The following is a 22,098-nucleotide window of genomic DNA, read 5'->3' as shown; positions in this document are numbered from 1 at the left end:
TATCACTATTCCTTCTTCTCGCTCTCTTCGTCTTCGGGAACCGACTTGCTGGCGGTCAACAGGAACGGTGACTGCTGCCAGCGGGTGCGCTTGCCCTGGAGCAGCGTGCGCGCCAGCACCACGCCTGTTGCCAGCGAGAGGAGTAGCATCAGGCGCAGAATATTGGTGGTATTGTCCACCTGTTTGGCTTCGGTAGGCAGAGTGTGGGTATCAAGGGTGAGGCGCAGATACCCCAGCGGACCATTCTTGCCCTGAATTGGTTCGACGATCTGCTGGTTGAAATAGCCGCCGGCTTTTTTACCGTCCAGCGCCAGCCGATCGCGCACCTCGACATGTTCACCGGCGCGGGCGATCAGGTCGCCCTGCTCATCGTACACGCCCGCATCCAGAATGCGGCTGTTTTCCGTAAGCTGGCGCAATACCTGGCCTATGCGCTTCTCGTCCGGCGTTTCGGTACGCATTGACGGGGCAATATTGAGCGTTACCTGACGCGCCAGGGTGCGGGCCAGCTCTTCAAATTGCGGGTTGCGTTGCCGTTGGTGATTCTGGCTAAACCAGGATGCCCCCTGCATCAGCGCCACTAATAGTGCGAGACAGATCAGGACAATCACGGCGCGATGAAGCCGGAATTTCAGTTTTGCGCGAGCCATATTCCACCTGCTTAAAATTTACGGCTTAATGTTGCCAGAAGTGATGGTTACAGGGTAGCCTCATGCGTTATTTTCCCTCTGGAACCTTCCGGCGCGAACCAAATTACAGGAGCTTTAATGCCGAACATTACCTGGTGTGACCTGCCAACGGATGTCTCTTTATGGCCAGGATTGCCGCTCTCGTTAAGTGGCGATGAGGTGATGCCTCTGGATTACCACGCTGGCCGTAGCGGCTGGCTGCTGTATGGACGCGGCCTGGATAAGCAACGTCTCACCCAGTATCAAACCACGCTCGGCGCGGCGATGGTTATCGTTGCCGCCTGGTGCGTGGAAGATTACCAGGTTATTCGCCTGGCGGGTTCCCTGACGCAGCGCGCCACGCGGCTGGCGCACGACGCTGGGCTGGACGTTGCGCCACTCGGCAAGATCCCGCACCTGAAAACGCCGGGCCTGCTGGTGATGGATATGGACTCTACCGCCATCCAGATCGAATGTATCGACGAGATCGCCAGGCTGGCGGGGAGCGGTGAGCTTGTGGCTGAAGTCACCGAGCGCGCGATGCGAGGCGAGCTGGATTTCACCGCCAGCCTGAGGCAGCGCGTGGCGACCCTCAAAGGGGCCGACGCCACTATTCTGCGTCAGGTGCGCGATGAGCTGCCGCTGATGCCCGGGCTGACGCAGCTGGTATTAAAGCTCCAGTCTCTGGGCTGGAAGGTGGCCATCGCCTCCGGGGGCTTTACCTTCTTCGCGGATTATCTGCGGGAAAAACTGCACCTGACCACGGTTGTGGCTAACGAGCTGGAGATCGTGGACGGCAGGCTGACCGGACAGGTCACCGGAGACATCGTGGACGCGCAGTACAAAGCCAACACGCTGACGCGTCTGGCGCAGAAATATGAGATACCGGTCGAGCAGACCGTCGCCATCGGCGATGGCGCGAACGATCTGCCGATGATTAAAGTTGCCGGTCTTGGCATTGCCTACCATGCTAAGCCGAAAGTGAATGAAAAGACGGAAGTCACTGTCCGTCATGCCGATCTGATGGGGGTGTTCTGCATTCTCTCCGGCAGCATTAACCAGAAATAACGAGGTAAACCGTGGCGAAAGCTCCAAAACGCGCATTTGTCTGTAATGAATGTGGTGCGGATTATCCGCGCTGGCAGGGGCAATGCAGCGCCTGTCATGCCTGGAACACCATCACCGAAGTGCGTGGTGTGGCGGCTTCGCCGAGCGTGGCCCGCAACGAACGCCTGAGCGGCTATGCGGGCAATGCAGGCGTGTCGAAGGTACAAAAACTTTCCGATATCAGTCTGGAAGCGCTGCCGCGCTTCTCCACCGGGTTCAAGGAGTTTGACCGCGTGCTCGGCGGCGGCGTAGTGCCGGGCAGCGCCATTCTGATCGGCGGTAACCCGGGCGCGGGTAAATCGACGCTCCTGCTGCAAACGCTCTGCAAGCTTGCCGAGCAGATGAAAACCCTTTACGTCACGGGCGAGGAATCGCTCCAGCAGGTGGCGATGCGCGCCCATCGTCTTGGCCTGCCGACGGGCAACCTGAATATGCTTTCGGAAACCAGCATCGAGCAGATCTGCATGATCGCCGAAGAAGAGCAGCCGAAGCTGATGGTGATCGACTCCATTCAGGTCATGCACATGGCGGACATTCAGTCCTCGCCGGGCAGCGTGGCGCAGGTGCGCGAAACCGCCGCCTACCTGACGCGCTTTGCCAAAACCCGCGGCGTGGCGATTGTGATGGTCGGCCACGTCACCAAAGACGGCTCGCTGGCGGGGCCGAAAGTGCTTGAGCACTGTATTGACTGCTCCGTCATGCTCGACGGCGACGCGGACTCCCGCTTCCGTACCCTGCGCAGCCATAAAAACCGCTTTGGTGCGGTGAACGAGCTGGGCGTATTTGCCATGACCGAGCAGGGGCTTCGCGAGGTCAGCAACCCTTCGGCCATCTTCCTGAGCCGTGGCGATGAGGTCACCTCCGGCAGCTCCGTGATGGTGCTGTGGGAAGGGACGCGCCCGCTGCTCGTGGAAATTCAGGCGCTGGTGGATCACTCGATGATGGGCAACCCCCGTCGCGTGGCGGTCGGCCTGGAGCAAAACCGTCTGGCGATCCTGCTGGCGGTGCTGCACCGCCACGGCGGCCTGCAGATGGCGGATCAGGACGTTTTCGTCAACGTGGTCGGCGGCGTAAAGGTTTCAGAGACCAGCGCGGATCTGGCGCTGCTGCTGGCGATGGTCTCCAGCCTGCGCGACAGGCCGCTGCCGCAGGATCTGGTGGTATTTGGCGAAGTGGGGCTGGCCGGCGAGATCCGCCCGGTGCCGAGCGGCCAGGAGCGCATCTCCGAAGCGGCAAAGCATGGCTTCCGCCGCGCGATTGTTCCTGCCGCCAACGTGCCGAAAAAAATCCCGGAAGGGATGCAGGTCTTTGGCGTTAAGAAACTCGCAGATGCGTTAAATGTCTTTGACGACTTATAATTACGTATTCGATTTTGCAGGAGGCACCGTAATTTATGTCATCATTTGACTACATCAAAACCGCAATCCGCCAGAAGGGCTGCACGCTGCAGCAGGTGGCGGACGCCAGCGGAATGACCAAAGGCTACCTGAGCCAACTGCTTAACGCCAAAATCAAAAGCCCCAGCGCGCAAAAGCTCGAAGCGCTGCACCGCTTTCTGGGGCTTGAATTTCCACGCATGCAAAAGAACATCGGCGTGGTGTTCGGTAAGTTCTACCCGCTGCATACCGGGCATATCTACCTGATCCAGCGCGCCTGTAGCCAGGTGGACGAACTGCACATCATCATGGGCTACGATGAAACCCGCGATCGCCTGCTGTTTGAAGACAGCGCCATGTCGCAGCAGCCCACGGTGCCGGATCGTCTGCGCTGGCTGCTTCAGACCTTTAAGTATCAGAAAAACATTCGCATTCATGCCTTTAACGAGGAGGGCATGGAGCCGTATCCGCACGGCTGGGACGTGTGGAGTAACGGCATCAAAGCGTTTATGGAAGAGAAGGGCATTGCGCCTAACTGGATCTACACCTCTGAAGAATCCGACGCGCCGCAGTTCCGCGAGCATCTGGGCATCGAGACGGTGCTTATCGATCCGAAGCGTACCTTCATGAACATCAGCGGGGCGCAGATCCGCGAGAACCCGTTCCGCTACTGGGACTACATTCCAACCGAAGTAAAGCCGTTCTTCGTGCGTACGGTAGCCATTCTTGGCGGCGAGTCGAGCGGAAAATCGACGCTGGTGAATAAGCTGGCGAACATCTTCAACACCACCAGCGCGTGGGAATATGGCCGCGATTATGTTTTCTCACATCTCGGCGGTGACGAGATGGCGCTGCAGTATTCCGACTACGACAAAATCGCGCTCGGCCATGCCCAGTACATTGATTTCGCCGTGAAGTACGCCAACAAAGTGGCGTTCATCGATACCGATTTCGTCACCACTCAGGCGTTCTGTAAAAAGTACGAAGGTCGCGAGCACCCGTTTGTGCAGGCGCTGATTGATGAATATCGCTTCGACCTGGTGATCCTGCTGGAAAACAACACGCCATGGGTGGCCGACGGCATGCGCAGCCTGGGCAGCTCGGTGGACAGGCGAGAGTTCCAGACGATGCTGGTGGAGATGCTTAACGAGAACAACGTTGAGTTTGTGCACGTGGAAGCATCGGATTACGACACCCGTTTCCTGCGCTGCGTCGAGCTGGTGAAGGAGATGATGGGGGAGCAGGGGTAAATTCACAGGCTTGCCCCTCACCCTGCCCTCTCCCCATAGGGGAGAGGGTAAAGACGGCCCCGTAACATCCCCTCTCCCCTATGGGGAGAGGGTTAGGGTGAGGGGAATCAAACCACTCAGAACGCAACCACCACCTTCCCGCGCATATGCCCTTCCAGCACCCTGCGGTGCGCCTCGGTAATGCTTTCCACGCTCAGACCGTGCAGCGTTTCGCTCAGCGAACTTGTCACCACGCCGTTATCCACCAGCTTCGCCACCTCGTTTAAGATCTCACCCTGACGCGCCATATCGGCAGTCTGGTACATGCTGCGGGTATACATAAATTCCCAGTGCAGCGCGGCGGACTTAGATTTCAGCTTATCCTGGTTCAGCGGATGCGCATTTTCGACGATGGAGCAAATGTGCCCCTGCGGCGCAATCAGTTCGCTGACCGTATCCCAGTGGCCATCGGTATCATTAAGAATGAAAATGTAATCCACAAAGCTAATGCCCTGCTTTGCCAGCTCACCTTTAAGATCGCGATAATCCACCACCAGATCCGCTCCGCGATCGCGGCACCACCGGGCGGAGTCTTCCCGCGACGCGGTGGCGATCACCTTAACCTTGCTGCCGTGTTTTGCGAACGGGATCGCCAGCGACCCCACTCCGCCAGCACCGCCGACGATCAGCAGCGTATTGTCCGATCCGGCATCCTGAATGTTCAGACGCTCGAACAGCCCTTCCCAGGCGGTCAGCGCGGTCAGCGGCAATGCGGCAGCCGCATCCCAGCCCAGGCTTGCAGGCTTACGCCCAACAATGCGCGCGTCAATCAGCTGGTGCGTGGTATTACTGCCCGGACGGGTAATGTCGCCCGCGTACCACACTTCGTCCCCCGGTTTGAACCCGGTGACGCCAGCCCCAACGGCTTTGACGATCCCGCTGGCGTCCCACCCGAGAATACGTGGCGCTTTCAGCCCATTTTTGACAAGGCCTGCATGCACCTTAGTATCGACCGGGTTAACGGAGACGGCTTTCACTTCCACCAGCAGATCGTGCTCGCCGGGCTGCGGCATCGACGGGGCGATTTCAATGAAAGCGGAGGGATTGGCGGGGTTAACGGCAATGGCTTTAACGGACATGGTGTGCTCCTCAATGGCATGCGTTTTGTTGAGACTAGTCTATTAAGTGGTCACGCGCGTGATAAGATGGACAATCGAGAACTCAGCGTTCGTACAGGATGAACAATCATGTTTAAACAGCTTCAGGATATGGCGCTGTTTGCGCTGGTGGCGGAGACGGGAAGCTTTACCGCTGCGGCCCGGAAGGCGGAGCTGCCTAAGTCCAGCGTCAGCCAGCGCATTAGCCAGCTTGAACAGCAGCTGGGGATCCGCTTGCTCAATCGGACGACGCGCAGGATCAACCTGACCTTTGCCGGCGAGCACTATCTGGTGCACTGCCGCGAGATGCTGGCGGCCAGCGAGCGGGCGGAGTATGCCATCCAGCGCCTGCGCGACAACCCCAGCGGACGGCTGCGGATCACCTGTCCTGCGGGGATCGGGGCAACGCTTCTGGCACACCTTAATGCCGAATTTCAGCTTCGCTACCCTGACGTTTCGCTCGATGTATCAATTTCTGACGACGTGGTGGATCTGGTCGAGTCCGGTTTTGACGTGGCGCTACGTACCGGCAAGCCGCAGGATTCATCCCTGATTGGCCGGATGATCGGGCACTGCCCGCGCTATATGCTGGCATCGCCCGATTATCTGGCGCGTCGTGAACCGTTAGTCCATCCGCGTCAGCTGGTGGAGCATCGCTGCATTACCCACAGGTCCTGGTCTGAGTGGCTGCTGCGAAGCGAGAGCGAAGACTATCGCTACCTGCCGGACAACGCGCATTTAACCGATAACCTGGTGTACGCCCGCGAGTGTGCGGTTGCCGGGGCGGGGATCACGCTGTTGCCCGCATTTCTGCTGGAAGACAAGGTTGAAAAGGGGGCGCTGGTGAAGGTGCTGTCGGCGTGGAGCGTGGAGGGGAACGACCTGTGGCTGGCCTATCCGAGCCGTAAGCTCAATTCGCCCGCGCTGATGAGCTATATCGAGTTTGCGATGCAGTTTGATGAGGTGAGGCGGTACTACGTGGGAAGGTAATTATGTGCGGCCTGATGCCCTCACCCTGACCCTCTACCCGGGGAGAGGGAACAAACATAAAAAACGGCAACCGAAGTTGCCGTTGTGCTTTTATTTCGCGATACGCTTGTACTTAATACGCTTCGGCTCCAGCGCGTCTGCGCCCAGCGTGCGTTTCTTGTACTCTTCGTATTCGGTGAAGTTACCTTCGAAGAACTCTACCTTACCTTCGTCCTGGTAATCCAGGATGTGGGTTGCGATACGGTCCAGGAACCAGCGGTCGTGCGAGATAACCATTGCACAGCCCGGGAACTCGAGCAGGGCGTTTTCCAGCGCGCGCAAGGTTTCGATGTCCAGGTCGTTGGTTGGTTCATCGAGCAGCAGAACGTTACCGCCAACCTGTAGCAGCTTCGCCAGATGCAGACGACCGCGCTCGCCGCCGGACAGCTCGCCCACGCGTTTGCCCTGGTCGGTGCCCTTGAAGTTAAAGCGGCCAACGTAGGCGCGGCTTGGCATCTCGGTGTTGCCGATACGCATGATATCCAGACCGCCGGACACTTCTTCCCACACGGTTTTGCTGTTGTCCATCGCGTCACGGAACTGGTCAACGGACGCCAGCTTCACGGTCTCACCCAGGGTGATAGAGCCGCTGTCAGGCTGTTCCTGACCGGACATCATGCGGAACAGGGTTGATTTACCCGCGCCGTTCGGACCGATGATCCCAACGATAGCGCCCTTCGGTACGGAGAAGGTCAGGTCGTCGATCAGCAGGCGGTCGCCGTAGGACTTACGCAGGTTGGTCACTTCAACCACTTTATCCCCCAGACGCGCTCCAGGTGGAATAAACAGTTCGTTGGTTTCGTTACGTTTCTGGTATTCGGTATTGTTAAGCTCTTCAAAGCGCGCCAGACGGGCTTTGCCCTTGGACTGACGGCCTTTCGCGCCCTGACGCACCCACTCCAGCTCTTTCTCGATAGACTTGCGCCGCGCCGCTTCCTGAGACGCTTCCTGCGCCAGACGCTGATCTTTCTGCTCCAGCCAGGAGGAGTAGTTGCCTTCCCACGGAATACCTTCACCGCGGTCCAGCTCCAGGATCCAGCCCGCCACGTTGTCGAGGAAGTAACGGTCGTGGGTGATCGCCACCACGGTGCCTTCGAAGTCGTGCAGGAAGCGTTCCAGCCACGCTACGGACTCTGCATCCAGGTGGTTGGTAGGTTCGTCGAGCAGCAGCATGTCTGGTTTTTCCAGCAGCAGGCGGCACAGCGCCACGCGGCGACGCTCACCACCGGAGAGGTTAGCGATTTTCGCATCCCAGTCCGGCAGGCGCAGGGCATCAGCCGCGCGCTCAAGCTGCACGTTCAGGTTGTGACCGTCGTGTGCCTGGATAATCTCTTCGTATTTGCCCTGCTGAGCGGCCAGCTTGTCGAAGTCCGCATCCGGCTCGGCGTATTTGGCATACACTTCATCCAGGCCTTTCAGCGCGTTAACCACTTCGGACACCGCTTCTTCAACGGATTCACGCACGGTGTGTTCCGGGTTCAGCTGAGGTTCCTGCGGCAGGTAGCCGATCTTGATGCCTGGCTGCGGACGGGCTTCACCTTCGATGTCTGTATCGATGCCGGCCATGATGCGCAGCAGGGTGGACTTACCGGCACCGTTGAGACCCAGGACACCGATTTTTGCGCCCGGGAAGAAGCTCAGCGAGATATTTTTAAGAATATGACGTTTCGGCGGGACAACTTTGCCGACACGATGCATGGTATAAACGAATTGAGCCACGTTGGACTTCGCCTCTTTTATCGTGATGAGAATGAATTTCAGCCTCGAAGTGTAGCCTTTTTCACGCCCTAATCCCAGCCAGGAACGTCGGGAGTGTTAAAACGCGCAAGAAAGGTAAAAAAGTGTCCATGACGTGGCGCGTTGCGGGATGCCTGGTTAGCATAAGTTGATGTGACTTTGACGTGGCAAGACGCTGCAACTAACGAAAAACAATGAGGAAGAGCTTGTGGAAAAAGCCAAACGGGTGGTCTGGCGTCTGCTGGCTGCCAGCGTATGCGTAATGGCGGTAAGCCAGGCGGTGCATGCCGATTCACTGGATGAACAACGTAGCCGCTATGCCCAGATTAAGCAGGCATGGGACAACAGGCAGATGGATACCGTGCAGGCGCTGATGCCGACGCTGAAGGATTATCCGCTGTATCCGTATCTGGAGTATCGCCAGATTACTGACGATCTGATGAATCAACCAACCGTCACCGTGAACAACTTCATTCAGGCGAACCCGACCCTGCCGCCTGCGCGCACCCTGAAGTCCCGGTTCGTGAACGAGCTTGCCCGTCGCGAAGACTGGCGCGGCCTGCTGGCGTTCAGCCCGGACAAGCCGGGCGCGACGGAAGCGCAGTGTAATTACTATTACGCGAAATGGGCTACCGGCCAGCAGGAAGAAGCGTGGGCCGGCGCAAAAGAGCTGTGGCTGACGGGCAAAAGCCAGCCCAACGCCTGCGATCCGCTTTTCAGCGCCTGGCGCGCGTCGGGGCAGCAGGATCCGCTCTCCTACCTCGAACGCATCCGCCTGGCTATGAAGGCCGGGAACACGCGGCTGGTCACCGTGCTGGCGGGGCAAATGCCGGCGGATTATCAGACCATTGCTTCTGCCGTTATCGGCCTGGCAAACGATCCGAACACCGTCCTGACGTTTGCGCGCACCACTGGCGCGACCGATTTTACCCGGCAGATGGCGGCAGTCGCCTTTGCCAGCGTGGCGCGTGATGATGTGGAAAACGCGCGGCTGATGATCCCGCAGCTGGTGCAGGCCCAACAGCTCAATGACGATCAAACCCAGGAGCTGCGCGACATTGTGGCGTGGCGACTGATGGGAGCAGACGTCACCGATGAGCAGGCCCGCTGGCGTGACGATGCGGTCATGCGCTCAAACTCTGTCTCGCTGGTCGAACGTCGCGTGCGTATGGCGCTGGGAACGGGCGATCGCCGCGGCCTGAATACCTGGCTGGCGCGCCTGCCGATGGACGCCAAAGAGAAAGACGAATGGCGCTACTGGCAGGCGGATCTGCTGCTGGAGCGCGGTCGTGAAGACGAAGCCAAAGATATCCTTCACTCCCTGATGCAGCAGCGCGGATTCTACCCGATGGCCGCGGCGCAGCGTCTGGGCGAGACGTACACGCTTAAGATCGACAAAGCGCCAGCCACCGCGAACCCGGCGCTGACGCAGGGGCCTGAAATGGCGCGCGTTCGCGAGCTGATGTACTGGAATCTGGATAACACCGCGCGCAGCGAGTGGGCCAATCTGGTCACCAGCCGCACCACGGATGAGAAAGCGCAGCTTGCCCGCTATGCGTTCGATAACCGCTGGTGGGATCTGAGCGTGCAGGCGACGATCTCCGGCAAGCTGTGGGATCACCTTGAGGAGCGTTTCCCGCTGGCTTACAGCGATCTCTTTGAGCGCTACACCAGCGGCAAAGATATTCCGCAAAGCTACGCGATGGCCATTGCCCGTCAGGAGAGCGCCTGGAACCCGAAAGTCCGTTCTCCGGTAGGCGCCAGCGGCCTGATGCAGATCATGCCGGGCACCGCGACGCACACGGTGAAGATGTTTAATATCCCAGGCTACAGCAGCCCCTCGCAGCTGCTGGACCCGGAGACCAACATCAACATCGGTACCAGCTACCTGCAGTACGTCTATCAGCAGTTTGGCAATAACCGCATCTTCGCGTCAGCGGCCTACAACGCGGGACCGGGGCGCGTGCGCACCTGGCTTGGCAACAGCGCAGGGCGTATCGACGCCGTAGCGTTCGTCGAGAGTATTCCGTTCTCTGAAACGCGTGGCTACGTGAAGAACGTGCTGGCTTATGACGCTTACTATCGCCACTTCATGGGGGAGAAAGATGCGCTGATGAGCGATGCCGAGTGGCAGAGACGTTACTGATCGGCGCGGGTTGTGTTATGCTGTACTCGTTAATGAGTACAAGAGGCAGCATAACATGACCCAGCATTCCCCGTATTCCTCGGCAATGGCCGAACAGCGTCATCAGGAGTGGCTTCGTTTTGTGGAGTTGCTCCGCCAGTCTTATGACAAGGATCTGCATTTACCGCTATTACAGCTTATGCTGACGCCCGATGAACGCGAAGCGCTGGGCACGCGGGTACGCATTATTGAAGAGCTGCTGCGCGGCGAAATGAGCCAGCGCGAGCTGAAAAACGAGCTGGGCGCGGGCATTGCGACAATCACCCGCGGATCGAACAGCCTGAAATCTGCGCCGGTTGAGCTGCGCCAGTGGCTGGAGCAGATCCTCTTGGGCGCTCAGCGATAAATCGCGTTATGAAACGGGCTCAACGCTAAAACTACCGCCTGGTGATACACGCCTGAGCGGGTCAAAACGCCTTTGGTGAAGACGCCAATTGCCCCTTCTTTACGGCCAATCTCGTCAATGCCGGTGTACTGCGACATCACCGGCCCGAGCGCTTCGCCTTCGCGCACTTTATTCAGAATGATTTCCGGCAGCGGCAGGGTGGCTGAACGCGCTTCACCGCGCTGCTCGCGGCTTTCGATAACAACCCAGCTGAAGGTTGCGCCTTCGTCGATTCCCGCTTCAATCGCGACCCAGAAGTCAGCGTCTGGTGCGGCGGCTTTGGCATTCGCCACGCGATTTCGTGCGCCAGCGCGCGTTTCCTCGCTGCCAAACGGCTGTTCCGGTACGCCGCTCTCGACGCCGATGGCGTCAATATGGCAGGATCCTTCGCCGAAGATCTCTTCAAATGCCCTTAGAATTGCCTGAATTTTGGCAGGATTGGTGGTAGCAGAGACAACATGGTGCATAATTAAGCTCGATTCAAAAAAACTCATCGCAGTATAACGGAAAAAAAGCATGTTACAGGTATACCTTGTTCGCCACGGTGAAACGCAGTGGAACGCCGAGCGACGTATTCAGGGCCAGTCAGACAGTCCTCTCACCGACAAGGGTGTGCAACAGGCGTGGCAGGTGGCGGAACGCGCCAGAACGCTGGGTATCACTCACGTTATCTCCAGTGATTTAGGCCGCACGCAGCAGACGGCACGCATTATCGCTGATGCCTGCGGCTGCGACGTCACTCTCGAGCCGCGCCTGCGCGAGCTGGACATGGGCGTGCTGGAAAAACGCCCTATCGATACGCTGACGGAAACCGAAGAAGGCTGGCGTCGTGCGCTGGTGAACGGTACGGAAGAGGGGCGTATCCCTGAGGGAGAGTCCATGCAGGAGCTGAGCGTGCGTATGCATGCCGCGCTGGCCGAGTGCCTGAAGCTTCCGGCAGGCAGCCGTCCGCTGCTGGTGAGTCACGGCATCGCGCTGGGTTGCCTGGTGAGCACTATTCTGGGGCTGCCGGCATATGCCGAACGCCGACTGCGACTGCGTAACTGCTCCATTTCCCGCATCGACTATCAGGAAAGCGCCTGGCTGGCGTCAGGTTGGGTGGTTGAGATGGCAGGGGACATTTCGCATCTCGATGCCCCTGCGCTGGACGAATTGCAGCGTTAACGACGTACCGGGATAAGGAATTCCATCCGCAGATTGATAGGGCCTTCTTCCGGCTTAGCGTCCTGCGCCGGATAGTAGCGCTCAATGTCCTGACCTTTACGGCGATTCAGATTCAGCATTGGCATGCAGGTCCCGTAAACGGTCAGGATAAACTCCTGAACGCCCGTTCCTAAGCCCTCGTAGGAGAACATGACGTACTCGCCGCCTTCCAGCACGACAGGCTTAGCGCCCTGAATGTAGCCATTTGCCATGTCAGGGGTGAGCGCGGTGGTGTAAAACACCTCCTGCTCGTCGTCTTTTTCCTGACTCGGGTGCGTTTCGTTCAGGCCATACAGAATCGGCGGAATAGCCGGGGCGTGGCTTAAAAATTCGCGCCAGAACTGAACCCGCATCTGATGACGGAACTCGGAGATCTGCTCCAGAGAGCAGGCGTAGCTCTGCGTGGTGCCGATCAGGTGCGTTTCCGGCAGGGTGACGATTTCATATTTTGGCATCGCAAACTCGCCCAGACGAAGCGGCGGACGCATGCCAAACGAGCTCCAGTCGGGCGAGCGGCGATAGAGCGCCGGCGTTAACGAGAACTGTTTTTTAAAGGCGCGGGTGAAGGTTTGCTGCGAATCGAAGCGATATTGCAGGGCAATATCCAGAATCGGCCGTGCGGTCAGACGCAGCGCGACGGCAGACTTTGACAAACGACGGGCACGAATATAGGCACCGATAGCATGACCGGTGACATCCTTGAACATCCGTTGCAGATGCCACTTGGAATAGCCTGCTTTTGCCGCCACATTATCCAGTGACAAAGGCTGGTCGAGATGACCTTCCAGCCAGGTGAGCAGGTCGCGAATAATTCCAGCCTGATCCATATACTATCCTCATCCTTAAAACTGCTGCAGGTGCCTGATTACAGGTTAGCGGATAATAGCATTTTTTGACGTTTTAGCATTCAGTGTTTTTTTTGCGCATTAATGCTTTTTGTGGTGATTTATACGCAAATATATTCTAATCCTGTGATCTTGCTACATTTTTGCCTCACCTGTTGAATAATCGCTTAGCGTAATATTTATGAATGGTAACAATATGAAATACAAGGCTTTACTCTTTGCGGCACTGGCTTTGATGGCCGGGCGCGCGGCGCAGGCGGAGCAAATTGGCTCCGTGGATACCGTGTTTAAAATGTTTGGGCCGGACCACAAAATTGTGGTGGAGGCGTTTGACGATCCGGACGTGAAAAACGTCACCTGTTATGTCAGCCGGGCGAAAACGGGCGGCATTAAGGGCGGTCTGGGGCTGGCTGAAGACACTTCCGACGCGGCCATTTCCTGCCAGCAGGTTGGTCCGGTTGAGCTAAGCGACAAAATCAAAAACGGCAAAGCACAGGGCGACGTCGTGTTCCAGAAAAGGACCTCGCTGGTGTTCAAAAAGCTGCAGGTGGTGCGTTTTTATGACGCGAAACGCAACACCCTGGCTTATCTGGCCTACTCGGACAAAGTGGTGGAAGGCTCACCGAAAAACGCGATTAGCGCGGTGCCGATTATGCCGTGGCATTGATAAAAAAACGGCGCTAAAAGCGCCGTTTTTTACTGCGTGACGAGCCGGATTACTCCTGAAGATCGCCGCAGAAACGATAACCTTCGCCATGGATAGTGGCGATGATTTCCGGCGTATCAGGCGTAGATTCGAAATGCTTACGAATACGACGGATGGTCACGTCAACGGTACGATCGTGTGGCTTCAGCTCACGGCCGGTCATTTTCTTCAGCAGCTCTGCGCGGGACTGAATTTTGCCCGGGTTTTCGCAGAAGTGCAGCATCGCGCGGAATTCACTGCGCGGCAGTTTATACTGCTCACCGTTCGGGCTAATCAGCGAACGGCTATTGATATCAAGTTCCCAGCCGTTGAACTTGTAGCTTTCAACGCTACGACGCTCTTCGCTGACCGTGCCCAGATTCATGGTACGGGACAGCAGGTTGCGTGCGCGAATGGTTAACTCGCGAGGGTTGAACGGCTTGGTGATGTAGTCATCCGCGCCGATTTCCAGACCAAGAATTTTATCAACCTCGTTGTCACGGCCTGTCAGGAACATCAACGCGACGTTCGCCTGTTCACGCAGCTCGCGCGCCAGAAGAAGGCCGTTTTTGCCCGGCAGGTTGATATCCATAATCACCAGGTTGATATCATTTTCAGAAAGGATCTGATGCATCTCTGCGCCATCGGTCGCTTCAAAGACATCGTAGCCTTCTGCTTCGAAAATGCTCTTTAACGTGTTGCGTGTTACCAACTCGTCTTCAACGATAAGAATGTGCGGGGTCTGCATGTTTGCTACCTAAATTGCCAACTAAATCGAAACAGGAAGTACAAAAGTCCCTGACCTGCCTGATGCATGTCGCAAATTAACATGATCGGCCTAACGTGACTAAAGTACGTAATTGCGTTCTTGATGCACTTTCCATCAACGTCAACAACATCATTAGCTTGGTCGTGGGTACTTTTCCTCAGGACCCGACAGTGTCAAAAACGGCTGTCATCCTAACCATTTTAACAGCAACATAACAGGCTAAGTGACACCGGACACCCAATAAAACTACGCTTCGTTGACATATATCAAGTTCAATTGTAGCACGTTAACAGTTTGATGAAATCATCGTAGCCGAATGCTAGCCTTTGTCACAATTTTTCAATAAACCAACTAGTTGCGGACATTAATTGATAAACGGTACGAATCCAATTGAGAATGAGTATTCACAGGCTCATTATCATTATAAAACATAAGGATAATCAGGTTCTGTTAACATTCTAACTAATTGTTCAGTCACAAAATAGTGTAGCGTTTTTAATTTGTTATGAAACGCTATTTCGGTGATTTGTGTTGCAATTTTGTAAATTCGTGCTGCGTAATATGTTGAAGTGAATCACATTTTTATCCGCTAACTGCTTAAAAAGAGAGCATAAATGCATCTGTCGATTGTGCTGGTGGCGCCAGCAAGAGCCGAGAATATTGGCGCTGCGGCGCGCGCCATGAAGACCATGGGTTTTACGGATTTGCGTATTGTGGACAGCACGGCGCATCTGGAGCCTGCTGCGCGCTGGGTGGCGCACGGTTCGGGGGATATTCTCGATAATATAACCACTTACGCTACGCTCGCCGACGCGCTGCACGATATTTCTTTTACCGTCGCCACGACCGCACGCAGCCGGGCGAAGTTTCATTACTACGCCACGCCCGCCGAGCTGGTGCCGATGCTGAGCGAGAAAAGCCAGTGGCTGGAGAAAGCGGCGCTGGTTTTTGGCCGCGAAGATTCCGGGCTGACCAACGATGAGCTGGCGCTGGCTGACGTGCTGACGGGCGCGCCAATGGTGGCGGATTATCCGTCGCTAAATCTCGGGCAGGCGGTCATGGTCTATTGCTATCAATTAGCATCCTTAATACAAATTTCTCAGCCGCCAGTGACGGGAACGGATGAAAACCAGCTGGCTGCGCTGCGCGCGCGCGTGGAAAACCTGCTTGGGCAGCTGGGCGTAGCGGACGATCAAAAACTGGTGGACTGGCTGCAGCAGCGCTTAGGGCGACTTGAACAGCGCGACACGGCAATGTTGCACCGATTGCTGCATGATATTGAAAAAAAATTGACCGAGTAAAATAGTGTCATAGGTTTTTATTATGGCCGATCCTGCTGATGTCTGGGGTTGCATCTGGGTTATTCCGATGAAAATAAATCTGCGCGCAGCGGGACGTGAGAACGTCCCAAACTGTGATCGAATTAAAAATTCATTGACTTAAGGTGCCCGATCCTTTAACCCTAAAAGAATACAGCACAGACAGATAATAATGACAGAGTACACAACATCCATGAAACGCATCAGCATCACCACCATTACCACAACCATCATCATTACCACAGGTAACGATGCGGGCTGACGCGTACAGGAAAAACAGAAAAAAGCCCGCACCTGAACAGTGCGGGCTTTTTTTTCGGCTAAAGGAAATGAGGTAGAACCCATGCGAGTGTTGAAGTTCGGCGGTACGTCAGTGGCAAATGCAGAGCGTTTTCTGCGCGTTGCCGATATCCTGGAAAGTAACGCCAGGCAGGGGCAGGTTGCCACCGTGCTCTCTGCCCCGGCCAAAATCACGAACCACCTGGTGGCGATGATTGAAAAAACCATCGGTGGCCAGGATGCACTTCCGAACATCAGCGACGCCGAGCGTATTTTTGCAGAACTGCTGCAGGGGCTGGCAGACGCCCAGCCAGGCTTCCCGCTGGCGCAGCTGAAAACCACCGTTGAACATGAATTTGCCCAGATCAAACACGTTCTGCACGGTATCAGCCTGCTGGGCCAGTGCCCGGACAGCATCAACGCGGCGCTGATCTGCCGGGGGGAAAAACTCTCTATCGCCATTATGGCGGGCGTGCTGGAAGCGCGCGGACACGGCGTGACCGTAATCGATCCCGTTGAAAAACTGCTGGCGGTCGGCCACTACCTCGAATCCACCGTCGACATTGCCGAGTCGACTCGCCGCATTGTCGCGAGCAAAATTCCGTCTGACCATATGATCCTGATGGCGGGCTTCACCGCCGGAAACGAGAAGGGCGAGCTGGTGGTGCTGGGCCGTAACGGCTCCGATTACTCTGCTGCCGTACTGGCGGCCTGCTTACGCGCAGACTGCTGTGAGATCTGGACCGACGTCGACGGCGTTTATACCTGTGACCCGCGTCAGGTGCCGGACGCCAGGCTGCTGAAGTCGATGTCGTATCAGGAAGCGATGGAGCTTTCTTACTTCGGCGCTAAAGTGCTTCACCCGCGTACCATCTCTCCCATTGCCCAGTTCCAGATCCCTTGCCTGATTAAAAATACCGGTAACCCGCAGGCGCCGGGCACGCTGATTGGCGCCAGCTCGGATGAAGATGGCCTGCCGGTGAAAGGCATTTCTAACCTGAACAATATGGCGATGTTCAGCGTCTCCGGCCCCGGGATGAAGGGCATGGTCGGCATGGCAGCCCGCGTGTTTGCCGCCATGTCCCGCAAAGGCATTTCCGTCGTGCTGATCACCCAGTCCTCTTCCGAATACAGCATCAGCTTCTGCGTGCCGCAGGGCGACTGCCTGCGCGCCCGCCGCGCGCTGGAAGAAGAGTTCTACCTTGAGCTGAAAGAGGAGCTGTTGGAGCCGCTCTCCATTCAGGAGCGCCTGGCCGTGATCTCCGTCGTCGGCGACGGCATGCGTACCCTGCGCGGTATCTCAGCCAAATTCTTTGCCGCGCTGGCGCGGGCCAATATCAATATCGTGGCGATCGCGCAGGGGTCGTCTGAGCGTTCAATTTCCGTGGTTGTGGATAACGATGATGCCACCACCGGCGTGCGCGTGGTTCACCAGATGCTGTTCAACACCGATCAGGTGATCGAGCTGTTCCTGGTTGGCGTCGGCGGCGTCGGCGGCGCGCTGCTGGAGCAGGTGAAGCGCCAGCAGGAGTGGCTTAAGAAGAAACATATCGATCTGCGCGTCTGCGGTATCGCTAACTCCAGGGCTTTGCTGACTAACGTTCATGGCCTTAACCTGGAAAACTGGCAGGCGGAGCTGGAAGAGGCAAAAGAGCCGTTCAACCTGGGCCGCCTGATCCGTCTGGTGAAAGAGTATCACCTGCTTAACCCGGTGATCGTCGACTGTACCTCCAGCCAGGCGGTTGCCGACCAGTACGCGGACTTCCTGCGCGAAGGGTTCCACGTGGTAACGCCGAACAAAAAGGCCAACACCTCGTCGATGGATTACTATCACCAGCTGCGCCTGGCGGCGAGCAAGTCCCGCCGCAAGTTCCTGTACGACACCAACGTGGGCGCGGGGCTGCCGGTCATCGAGAACCTGCAAAACCTGCTGAACGCGGGCGACGAACTGCAGCGATTCTCCGGCATTCTCTCCGGCTCCCTGTCGTTTATCTTCGGCAAGCTTGATGAAGGCATGAGCCTGTCGGAGGCCACCCGCGCCGCGCGCGAGCTGGGCTACACCGAGCCGGACCCGCGTGACGATCTCTCCGGCATGGACGTGGCGCGCAAGCTGCTGATCCTGGTGCGCGAAACCGGCCGCGAGCTGGAGCTGTCGGACATTGTGATTGAACCGGTACTGCCGGCGGAGTTTGACGGCAGCGGGAACGTTGATGCCTTTATGGCGAAACTCTCTCAGTTGGACGACGCCTTTGCCGCTCGCGTTGCGAAAGCCCGTGATGAAGGTAAGGTATTGCGCTATGTTGGCAACATTGAGGAAGATGGCGTGTGCCGCGTGAAGATTGCCGAAGTGGACGGCAACGATCCGCTGTACAAGGTGAAAAACGGCGAGAACGCGCTGGCGTTTTACAGCCATTATTATCAGCCACTGCCGCTGGTGCTTCGCGGCTATGGTGCAGGGAATGATGTGACGGCGGCGGGCGTGTTTGCCGATCTGCTGCGTACCCTGTCATGGAAGTTAGGAGTTTAACATGGTCAAAGTTTATGCCCCGGCTTCCAGCGCTAACATGAGCGTTGGGTTTGACGTGCTGGGCGCGGCGGTGACGCCGGTTGATGGTTCGCTGCTGGGCGATACGGTTACGGTAGAAGCGGCAGACAGCTTCAGCCTGAATAACGTGGGTCGCTTCGCCAGCAAGCTGCCGTCTGACCCGCGCGAGAACATCGTCTATCAGTGCTGGGAGCGCTTCTGTCAGGAGATCGGCAAAAGCGTGCCGGTGACCATGACGCTGGAAAAAAGCATGCCGATTGGCTCCGGGCTGGGCTCCAGCGCCTGCTCGGTGGTCGCCGCGCTGGTGGCGATGAACGAGCATTGCGGCAAGCCGTTAAATAACAGCCGCCTGCTGGCGCTGATGGGCGAGCTGGAAGGGCGCATCTCCGGCAGCATTCATTATGATAACGTCGCCCCCTGCTTCCTCGGCGGCATGCAGCTGATGATCGAAGAAAATGGCATCATCAGCCAGCAGGTGCCAGGGTTTGATGAGTGGCTATGGGTGCTGGCCTATCCGGGAATTAAAGTTTCTACCGCCGAAGCGCGCGCGATCCTGCCCGCGCAGTATCGTCGTCAGGACTGCATTGCCCACGGGCGTCATCTGGCGGGCTTTATCCACGCCTGCTATACCCGTCAGCCGCAGCTGGCGGCGAAGCTGATGAAAGACGTTATTGCCGAGCCGTACCGCACTAAGCTGCTGCCCGGCTTTAACGAGGCGCGACAGGCGTCTATGGATATCGGCGCGCAGGCGTGCGGCATCTCTGGCTCCGGCCCGACGCTGTTTGCCTTATGCGACAAGCCAGACACCGCGCAGCGCGTGGCGGACTGGCTCTCTAAACACTACCTGCAAAATCAGGAAGGCTTTGTTCATATTTGCCGTCTGGACACGGCTGGCGCACGAGTACTGGGATAACGAATGAAACTCTACAACCTTAAAGATCATAACGAGCAGGTCAGCTTCGCGCAGGCGGTGACTCAGGGGCTGGGCAAAAATCAGGGGCTGTTTTTCCCCCATGACCTGCCGGAATTTCAGCTGACCGACATTGATGAGCTGCTGAAGCAGGACTTTGTCACCCGCAGCACCAAAATTCTCTCCGCGTTTATCGGGGACGAAATTCCACAGGAGCTGCTGGAAGAGCGCGTGCGTGCGGCGTTTGCTTTCCCGGCTCCGGTTAAGCAGGTGGAGCCGGACGTCGGCTGTCTCGAGCTGTTCCACGGCCCTACGCTGGCGTTCAAAGACTTCGGCGGTCGCTTTATGGCGCAGATGCTGACCCACATCAGCGGCGACAAACCGGTGACCATCCTGACCGCAACCTCCGGCGATACCGGTGCGGCGGTCGCCCATGCGTTCTACGGCCTGAAAAACGTGCGCGTGGTGATCCTCTATCCGAAAGGCAAAATCAGCCCGCTGCAGGAAAAACTGTTCTGCACGCTCGGCGGCAACATTGAAACCGTGGCGATCGACGGTGACTTCGATGCCTGCCAGGCGCTGGTGAAGCAGGCCTTCGATGATGAAGAGCTGAAGGCTGCGCTGGGGCTGAACTCCGCCAACTCCATCAACATCAGCCGTCTGCTGGCGCAGATCTGCTACTACTTCGAGGCGGTGGCCCAGCTGCCGCAGGAGGCGCGCAATCAGCTGGTGGTTTCCGTGCCAAGCGGTAACTTCGGCGACCTGACGGCGGGCCTGCTGGCGAAATCGCTCGGTCTGCCGGTGAAGCGCTTTATCGCCGCCACCAACGCCAACGACACCGTGCCGCGCTTCCTGAAGGACGGTAAGTGGGCGCCAAACGCCACCCAGGCGACGCTCTCCAACGCGATGGATGTGTCACAGCCAAACAACTGGCCGCGCGTGGAAGAACTCTTCCGCCGCAAGATCTGGCGCCTGAGCGACCTCGGCTATGCGGCAGTGACGGACGAAACCACCAAAGCGACCATGCGCGAGCTGAAGGCGGTGGGCTATACCTCTGAGCCGCACGCGGCGATTGCCTACCGTGCGCTGCGCGACAGTCTTCAACCGGGGGAGTATGGCCTGTTCCTCGGCACGGCGCATCCTGCCAAGTTCAAAGAGAGCGTGGAAGCTATTCTGGGCGAAACGCTGCCGCTGCCAAAAGAGCTGGCCGAGCGCGCCGACCTGCCGCTGCTCTCCCATGAGCTGCCGGCAGATTTCGCGGCGCTGCGTAAGCTGATGATGACGCGCGGATAATTTTTGTTGGGTGGCGGCTACGCCTGACCCGATCCACATCAGCTCTGAACAGAGGCCGGGCAAGCGCAGCGCTACCCGGCTTTTTTGTGAAGAAATTAAGGAGGAAATAAGCAGGAAAAAAGCAGAAATTCCCAATAAATGCGGTCACTTAGCGTTTAGGATTGCAGAGAATAACATCCCCCGTTCCCTTCACGTACTCTCCTTACATCGGCCCTCGCTGGGCAAAAAGAATAAGGAGTCATCGATGTCTACACTGAAACCTGCACTCATCGCGCTTTCACTGATGCTGGTCGCTCCCATGGCGGTACAGGCAGCCGAGATCACCCTCGTGCCTGCGGTAAAACTGCACATTGGCGATCGGGACAATAGCGGGCACTACTGGGATGGCGGCCGCTGGCGCGACCATGACTGGTGGAAGGCACACTATGACTGGCGCGATAACCGCTGGCGTCCGCACGATGAACGTCGCGACCGTCACGACCATCACCGTCATGACGAGCGTCGTCCGGGGCCGGACCGCAAACACCATTAATGCAAACCCCGCCAGTTGGCGGGGTTTGGTTTTACTGCTCGTGGCGCTTAAACACCAGCTCGTTTTTCCCTGACGATGCTTCATCAAAGAAATAGCCTTCGCTGTTGAATCCGGTAAGCTGCTCCGGCTTCGTCAGGCGGTTTTGAATGATGTAGCGGCTCATCAGGCCGCGCGCTTTTTTGGCGTAGAAGCTGATGACTTTGAATTTGCCGTTCTTCTCGTCGAGGAACACCGGCTTGATAATGTCCGCATTCAGCTTTTTCGGCTTCACCGATTTGAAGTACTCATCGGAGGCCAGATTAATCACCACGTTATCGCCCTGAGCCTGGAGCGCCGCGTTAAGCGTGCCGGTGATGATATCGCCCCAGAAATGATACAGATCCTTGCCTTTGGCGTTTTCGAGGCGGATACCCATCTCCAGACGATACGGCTGCATCAGATCCAGCGGGCGCAGCACGCCGTACAGGCCGGACAGCATGCGCAGATGCTGCTGGGCAAAATCGAAGTCCGCTTCGCTAAACGTTTCTGCCTGCAGGCCGGTATACACGTCACCTTTGAAGGCCAGCAGCGCCTGGCGGGCGTTGGCCGGCGTGAAGTCCGGCTGCCACTCATGGAAGCGGGTGGCGTTCAGGTCTGCGAGTTTATCGCTGATGCCCATCAGCGAGGCGATCTGCGGGGCGGACAGCTTACGCGCCTCGCGGATCAGCTGTTGTGAATAATCCAGCAGTTCCGGCTGGGTATAACGCTCGGTGGCGAGCGGGCTCTGGTAGTCGAGCGTTTTTGCAGGTGAAATCAGAATCAGCATATCCAGTCCTTGCAGGAAATTTAGAGCGACTTTAACAAAA

General features: G+C 57.4%; 22 protein-coding genes and 1 other annotated feature. Of the genes, 15 read left to right on the top strand and 7 right to left on the bottom strand.

The annotated features are described in order from the left end of the window. Positions 1-5: 5 nt before the first annotated feature. Positions 6-650: a YtjB family periplasmic protein gene (locus tag IM304_RS06280; RefSeq protein WP_193354767.1), complete on the bottom strand. Its 645-nt coding sequence runs from the start codon at positions 648-650 to the stop codon at positions 6-8. Between the two features lie 117 nt (positions 651-767). Here IM304_RS06280 and serB point away from each other — a divergent pair, with 117 nt between their 5' ends. Genes serB through nadR form a run of 3 tightly spaced genes read left to right on the top strand, consistent with a single transcriptional unit; the run spans position 768 to position 4,401 of the window. Next, entirely contained in the window at positions 768-1,736 is a 969-nt protein-coding gene (gene serB, locus IM304_RS06275) for a phosphoserine phosphatase (RefSeq protein WP_148421964.1), read from the top strand. 11 nt (positions 1,737-1,747) lie between these two features. Continuing rightward, complete coding sequence (gene radA, locus IM304_RS06270) at positions 1,748-3,133, top strand: DNA repair protein RadA (protein ID WP_014882467.1); 1,386 nt, start codon at positions 1,748-1,750, stop codon at positions 3,131-3,133. A gap of 35 nt (positions 3,134-3,168) precedes the next feature. Continuing rightward, entirely contained in the window at positions 3,169-4,401 is a 1,233-nt protein-coding gene (nadR, locus tag IM304_RS06265) for a multifunctional transcriptional regulator/nicotinamide-nucleotide adenylyltransferase/ribosylnicotinamide kinase NadR (protein WP_148421962.1), read from the top strand. A 116-nt stretch (positions 4,402-4,517) separates the two neighbouring features. Here the strand turns inward: nadR and IM304_RS06260 are convergent, their stop codons facing one another. Then, positions 4,518-5,519 carry a zinc-binding alcohol dehydrogenase family protein gene (locus IM304_RS06260; RefSeq protein WP_193354766.1) on the bottom strand — a complete coding sequence of 334 codons (1,002 nt, stop codon included), beginning with the start codon at positions 5,517-5,519 and terminating at the stop codon, positions 4,518-4,520. Between the two features lie 108 nt (positions 5,520-5,627). On the opposite strand from IM304_RS06260, the gene IM304_RS06255 reads away from it, so the two are divergent. Then, complete coding sequence (locus IM304_RS06255) at positions 5,628-6,527, top strand: LysR family transcriptional regulator (protein WP_193354765.1); 900 nt, start codon at positions 5,628-5,630, stop codon at positions 6,525-6,527. Positions 6,528-6,617: 90 nt separating this feature from the next. On the opposite strand, the gene ettA is transcribed toward IM304_RS06255, so the two are convergent. After that, positions 6,618-8,285 carry an energy-dependent translational throttle protein EttA gene (ettA, locus tag IM304_RS06250; protein ID WP_006810191.1) on the bottom strand — a complete coding sequence of 556 codons (1,668 nt, stop codon included), beginning with the start codon at positions 8,283-8,285 and terminating at the stop codon, positions 6,618-6,620. 226 nt (positions 8,286-8,511) lie between these two features. Here ettA and sltY point away from each other — a divergent pair, with 226 nt between their 5' ends. After that, positions 8,512-10,449, top strand: a complete 1,938-nt coding sequence (sltY, locus tag IM304_RS06245; protein WP_176678656.1) for a murein transglycosylase — start codon at positions 8,512-8,514, stop codon at positions 10,447-10,449. Between the two features lie 55 nt (positions 10,450-10,504). After that, entirely contained in the window at positions 10,505-10,834 is a 330-nt protein-coding gene (trpR, locus tag IM304_RS06240) for a trp operon repressor (RefSeq protein ID WP_176608751.1), read from the top strand. Here the strand turns inward: trpR and yjjX are convergent. After that, positions 10,825-11,340 carry an inosine/xanthosine triphosphatase gene (gene yjjX / locus IM304_RS06235; protein ID WP_193354764.1) on the bottom strand — a complete coding sequence of 172 codons (516 nt, stop codon included), beginning with the start codon at positions 11,338-11,340 and terminating at the stop codon, positions 10,825-10,827. The two genes, trpR and yjjX, sit on opposite strands and share 10 nt — an antisense overlap. Before the next feature lie 49 nt (positions 11,341-11,389). Here yjjX and gpmB point away from each other — a divergent pair, with 49 nt between their 5' ends. Continuing rightward, positions 11,390-12,037: a 2,3-diphosphoglycerate-dependent phosphoglycerate mutase GpmB gene (gene gpmB / locus IM304_RS06230; RefSeq protein WP_148420019.1), complete on the top strand. Its 648-nt coding sequence runs from the start codon at positions 11,390-11,392 to the stop codon at positions 12,035-12,037. Here gpmB and robA read toward each other — a convergent pair. Continuing rightward, positions 12,034-12,903, bottom strand: coding sequence for an MDR efflux pump AcrAB transcriptional activator RobA (gene robA, locus IM304_RS06225; protein WP_148420020.1), 870 nt, complete (start codon positions 12,901-12,903; stop codon positions 12,034-12,036). The genes gpmB and robA overlap by 4 nt on opposite strands. Before the next feature lie 214 nt (positions 12,904-13,117). Here robA and creA point away from each other — a divergent pair, with 214 nt between their 5' ends. Next, entirely contained in the window at positions 13,118-13,588 is a 471-nt protein-coding gene (creA, locus tag IM304_RS06220; protein WP_148420021.1) for a protein CreA, read from the top strand. Between the two features lie 49 nt (positions 13,589-13,637). On the opposite strand, the gene arcA is transcribed toward creA, so the two are convergent. Next, positions 13,638-14,354, bottom strand: coding sequence for a two-component system response regulator ArcA (gene arcA / locus IM304_RS06215; protein ID WP_013367683.1), 717 nt, complete (start codon positions 14,352-14,354; stop codon positions 13,638-13,640). A gap of 95 nt (positions 14,355-14,449) precedes the next feature. On the opposite strand from arcA, the gene yjjY reads away from it, so the two are divergent. The 7 genes from yjjY to IM304_RS06180 all read left to right on the top strand — a co-directional run bounded on the left by yjjY (position 14,450) and on the right by IM304_RS06180 (position 21,253). Next, on the top strand, positions 14,450-14,590 hold the full coding sequence (gene yjjY / locus IM304_RS06210) for a protein YjjY (protein ID WP_001303782.1): 141 nt from the start codon (positions 14,450-14,452) through the stop codon (positions 14,588-14,590). A gap of 399 nt (positions 14,591-14,989) precedes the next feature. Then, complete coding sequence (locus tag IM304_RS06205) at positions 14,990-15,676, top strand: tRNA/rRNA methyltransferase (RefSeq protein ID WP_148420022.1); 687 nt, start codon at positions 14,990-14,992, stop codon at positions 15,674-15,676. A 211-nt stretch (positions 15,677-15,887) separates the two neighbouring features. After that, positions 15,888-15,956 carry a thr operon leader peptide gene (thrL, locus tag IM304_RS06200; protein WP_015572623.1) on the top strand — a complete coding sequence of 23 codons (69 nt, stop codon included), beginning with the start codon at positions 15,888-15,890 and terminating at the stop codon, positions 15,954-15,956. Next, positions 15,895-16,012, top strand: a sequence feature (Thr leader region). (Overlaps the previous gene by 62 nt.) Positions 16,013-16,037: 25 nt before the next feature. Beyond that, positions 16,038-18,500: a bifunctional aspartate kinase/homoserine dehydrogenase I gene (gene thrA, locus IM304_RS06195; RefSeq protein ID WP_193354763.1), complete on the top strand. Its 2,463-nt coding sequence runs from the start codon at positions 16,038-16,040 to the stop codon at positions 18,498-18,500. Between the two features lies 1 nt (position 18,501). Next, on the top strand, positions 18,502-19,431 hold the full coding sequence (gene thrB, locus IM304_RS06190) for a homoserine kinase (protein ID WP_148420024.1): 930 nt from the start codon (positions 18,502-18,504) through the stop codon (positions 19,429-19,431). 3 nt (positions 19,432-19,434) lie between these two features. Next, a complete protein-coding gene (gene thrC, locus IM304_RS06185) occupies positions 19,435-20,721 on the top strand; it encodes a threonine synthase (RefSeq protein WP_148420025.1) in 1,287 nt (428 codons plus the stop codon). Positions 20,722-20,965: 244 nt separating this feature from the next. Beyond that, positions 20,966-21,253, top strand: a complete 288-nt coding sequence (locus tag IM304_RS06180) for a DUF2502 domain-containing protein (protein ID WP_193354762.1) — start codon at positions 20,966-20,968, stop codon at positions 21,251-21,253. 31 nt (positions 21,254-21,284) lie between these two features. On the opposite strand, the gene yaaA is transcribed toward IM304_RS06180, so the two are convergent. Next, a complete protein-coding gene (gene yaaA, locus IM304_RS06175; RefSeq protein ID WP_176608744.1) occupies positions 21,285-22,058 on the bottom strand; it encodes a peroxide stress protein YaaA in 774 nt (257 codons plus the stop codon). Between the last annotated feature and the right edge of the window lie 40 nt (positions 22,059-22,098).

It is taken from the genome of Enterobacter cloacae complex sp. P40C2 (assembly GCF_014930695.1).
GTDB lineage: Bacteria > Pseudomonadota > Gammaproteobacteria > Enterobacterales > Enterobacteriaceae > Enterobacter > Enterobacter pasteurii.
Note: the sequence above shows the minus strand (reverse complement) of the source record. Positions and strands in the feature narration are given on the sequence as shown.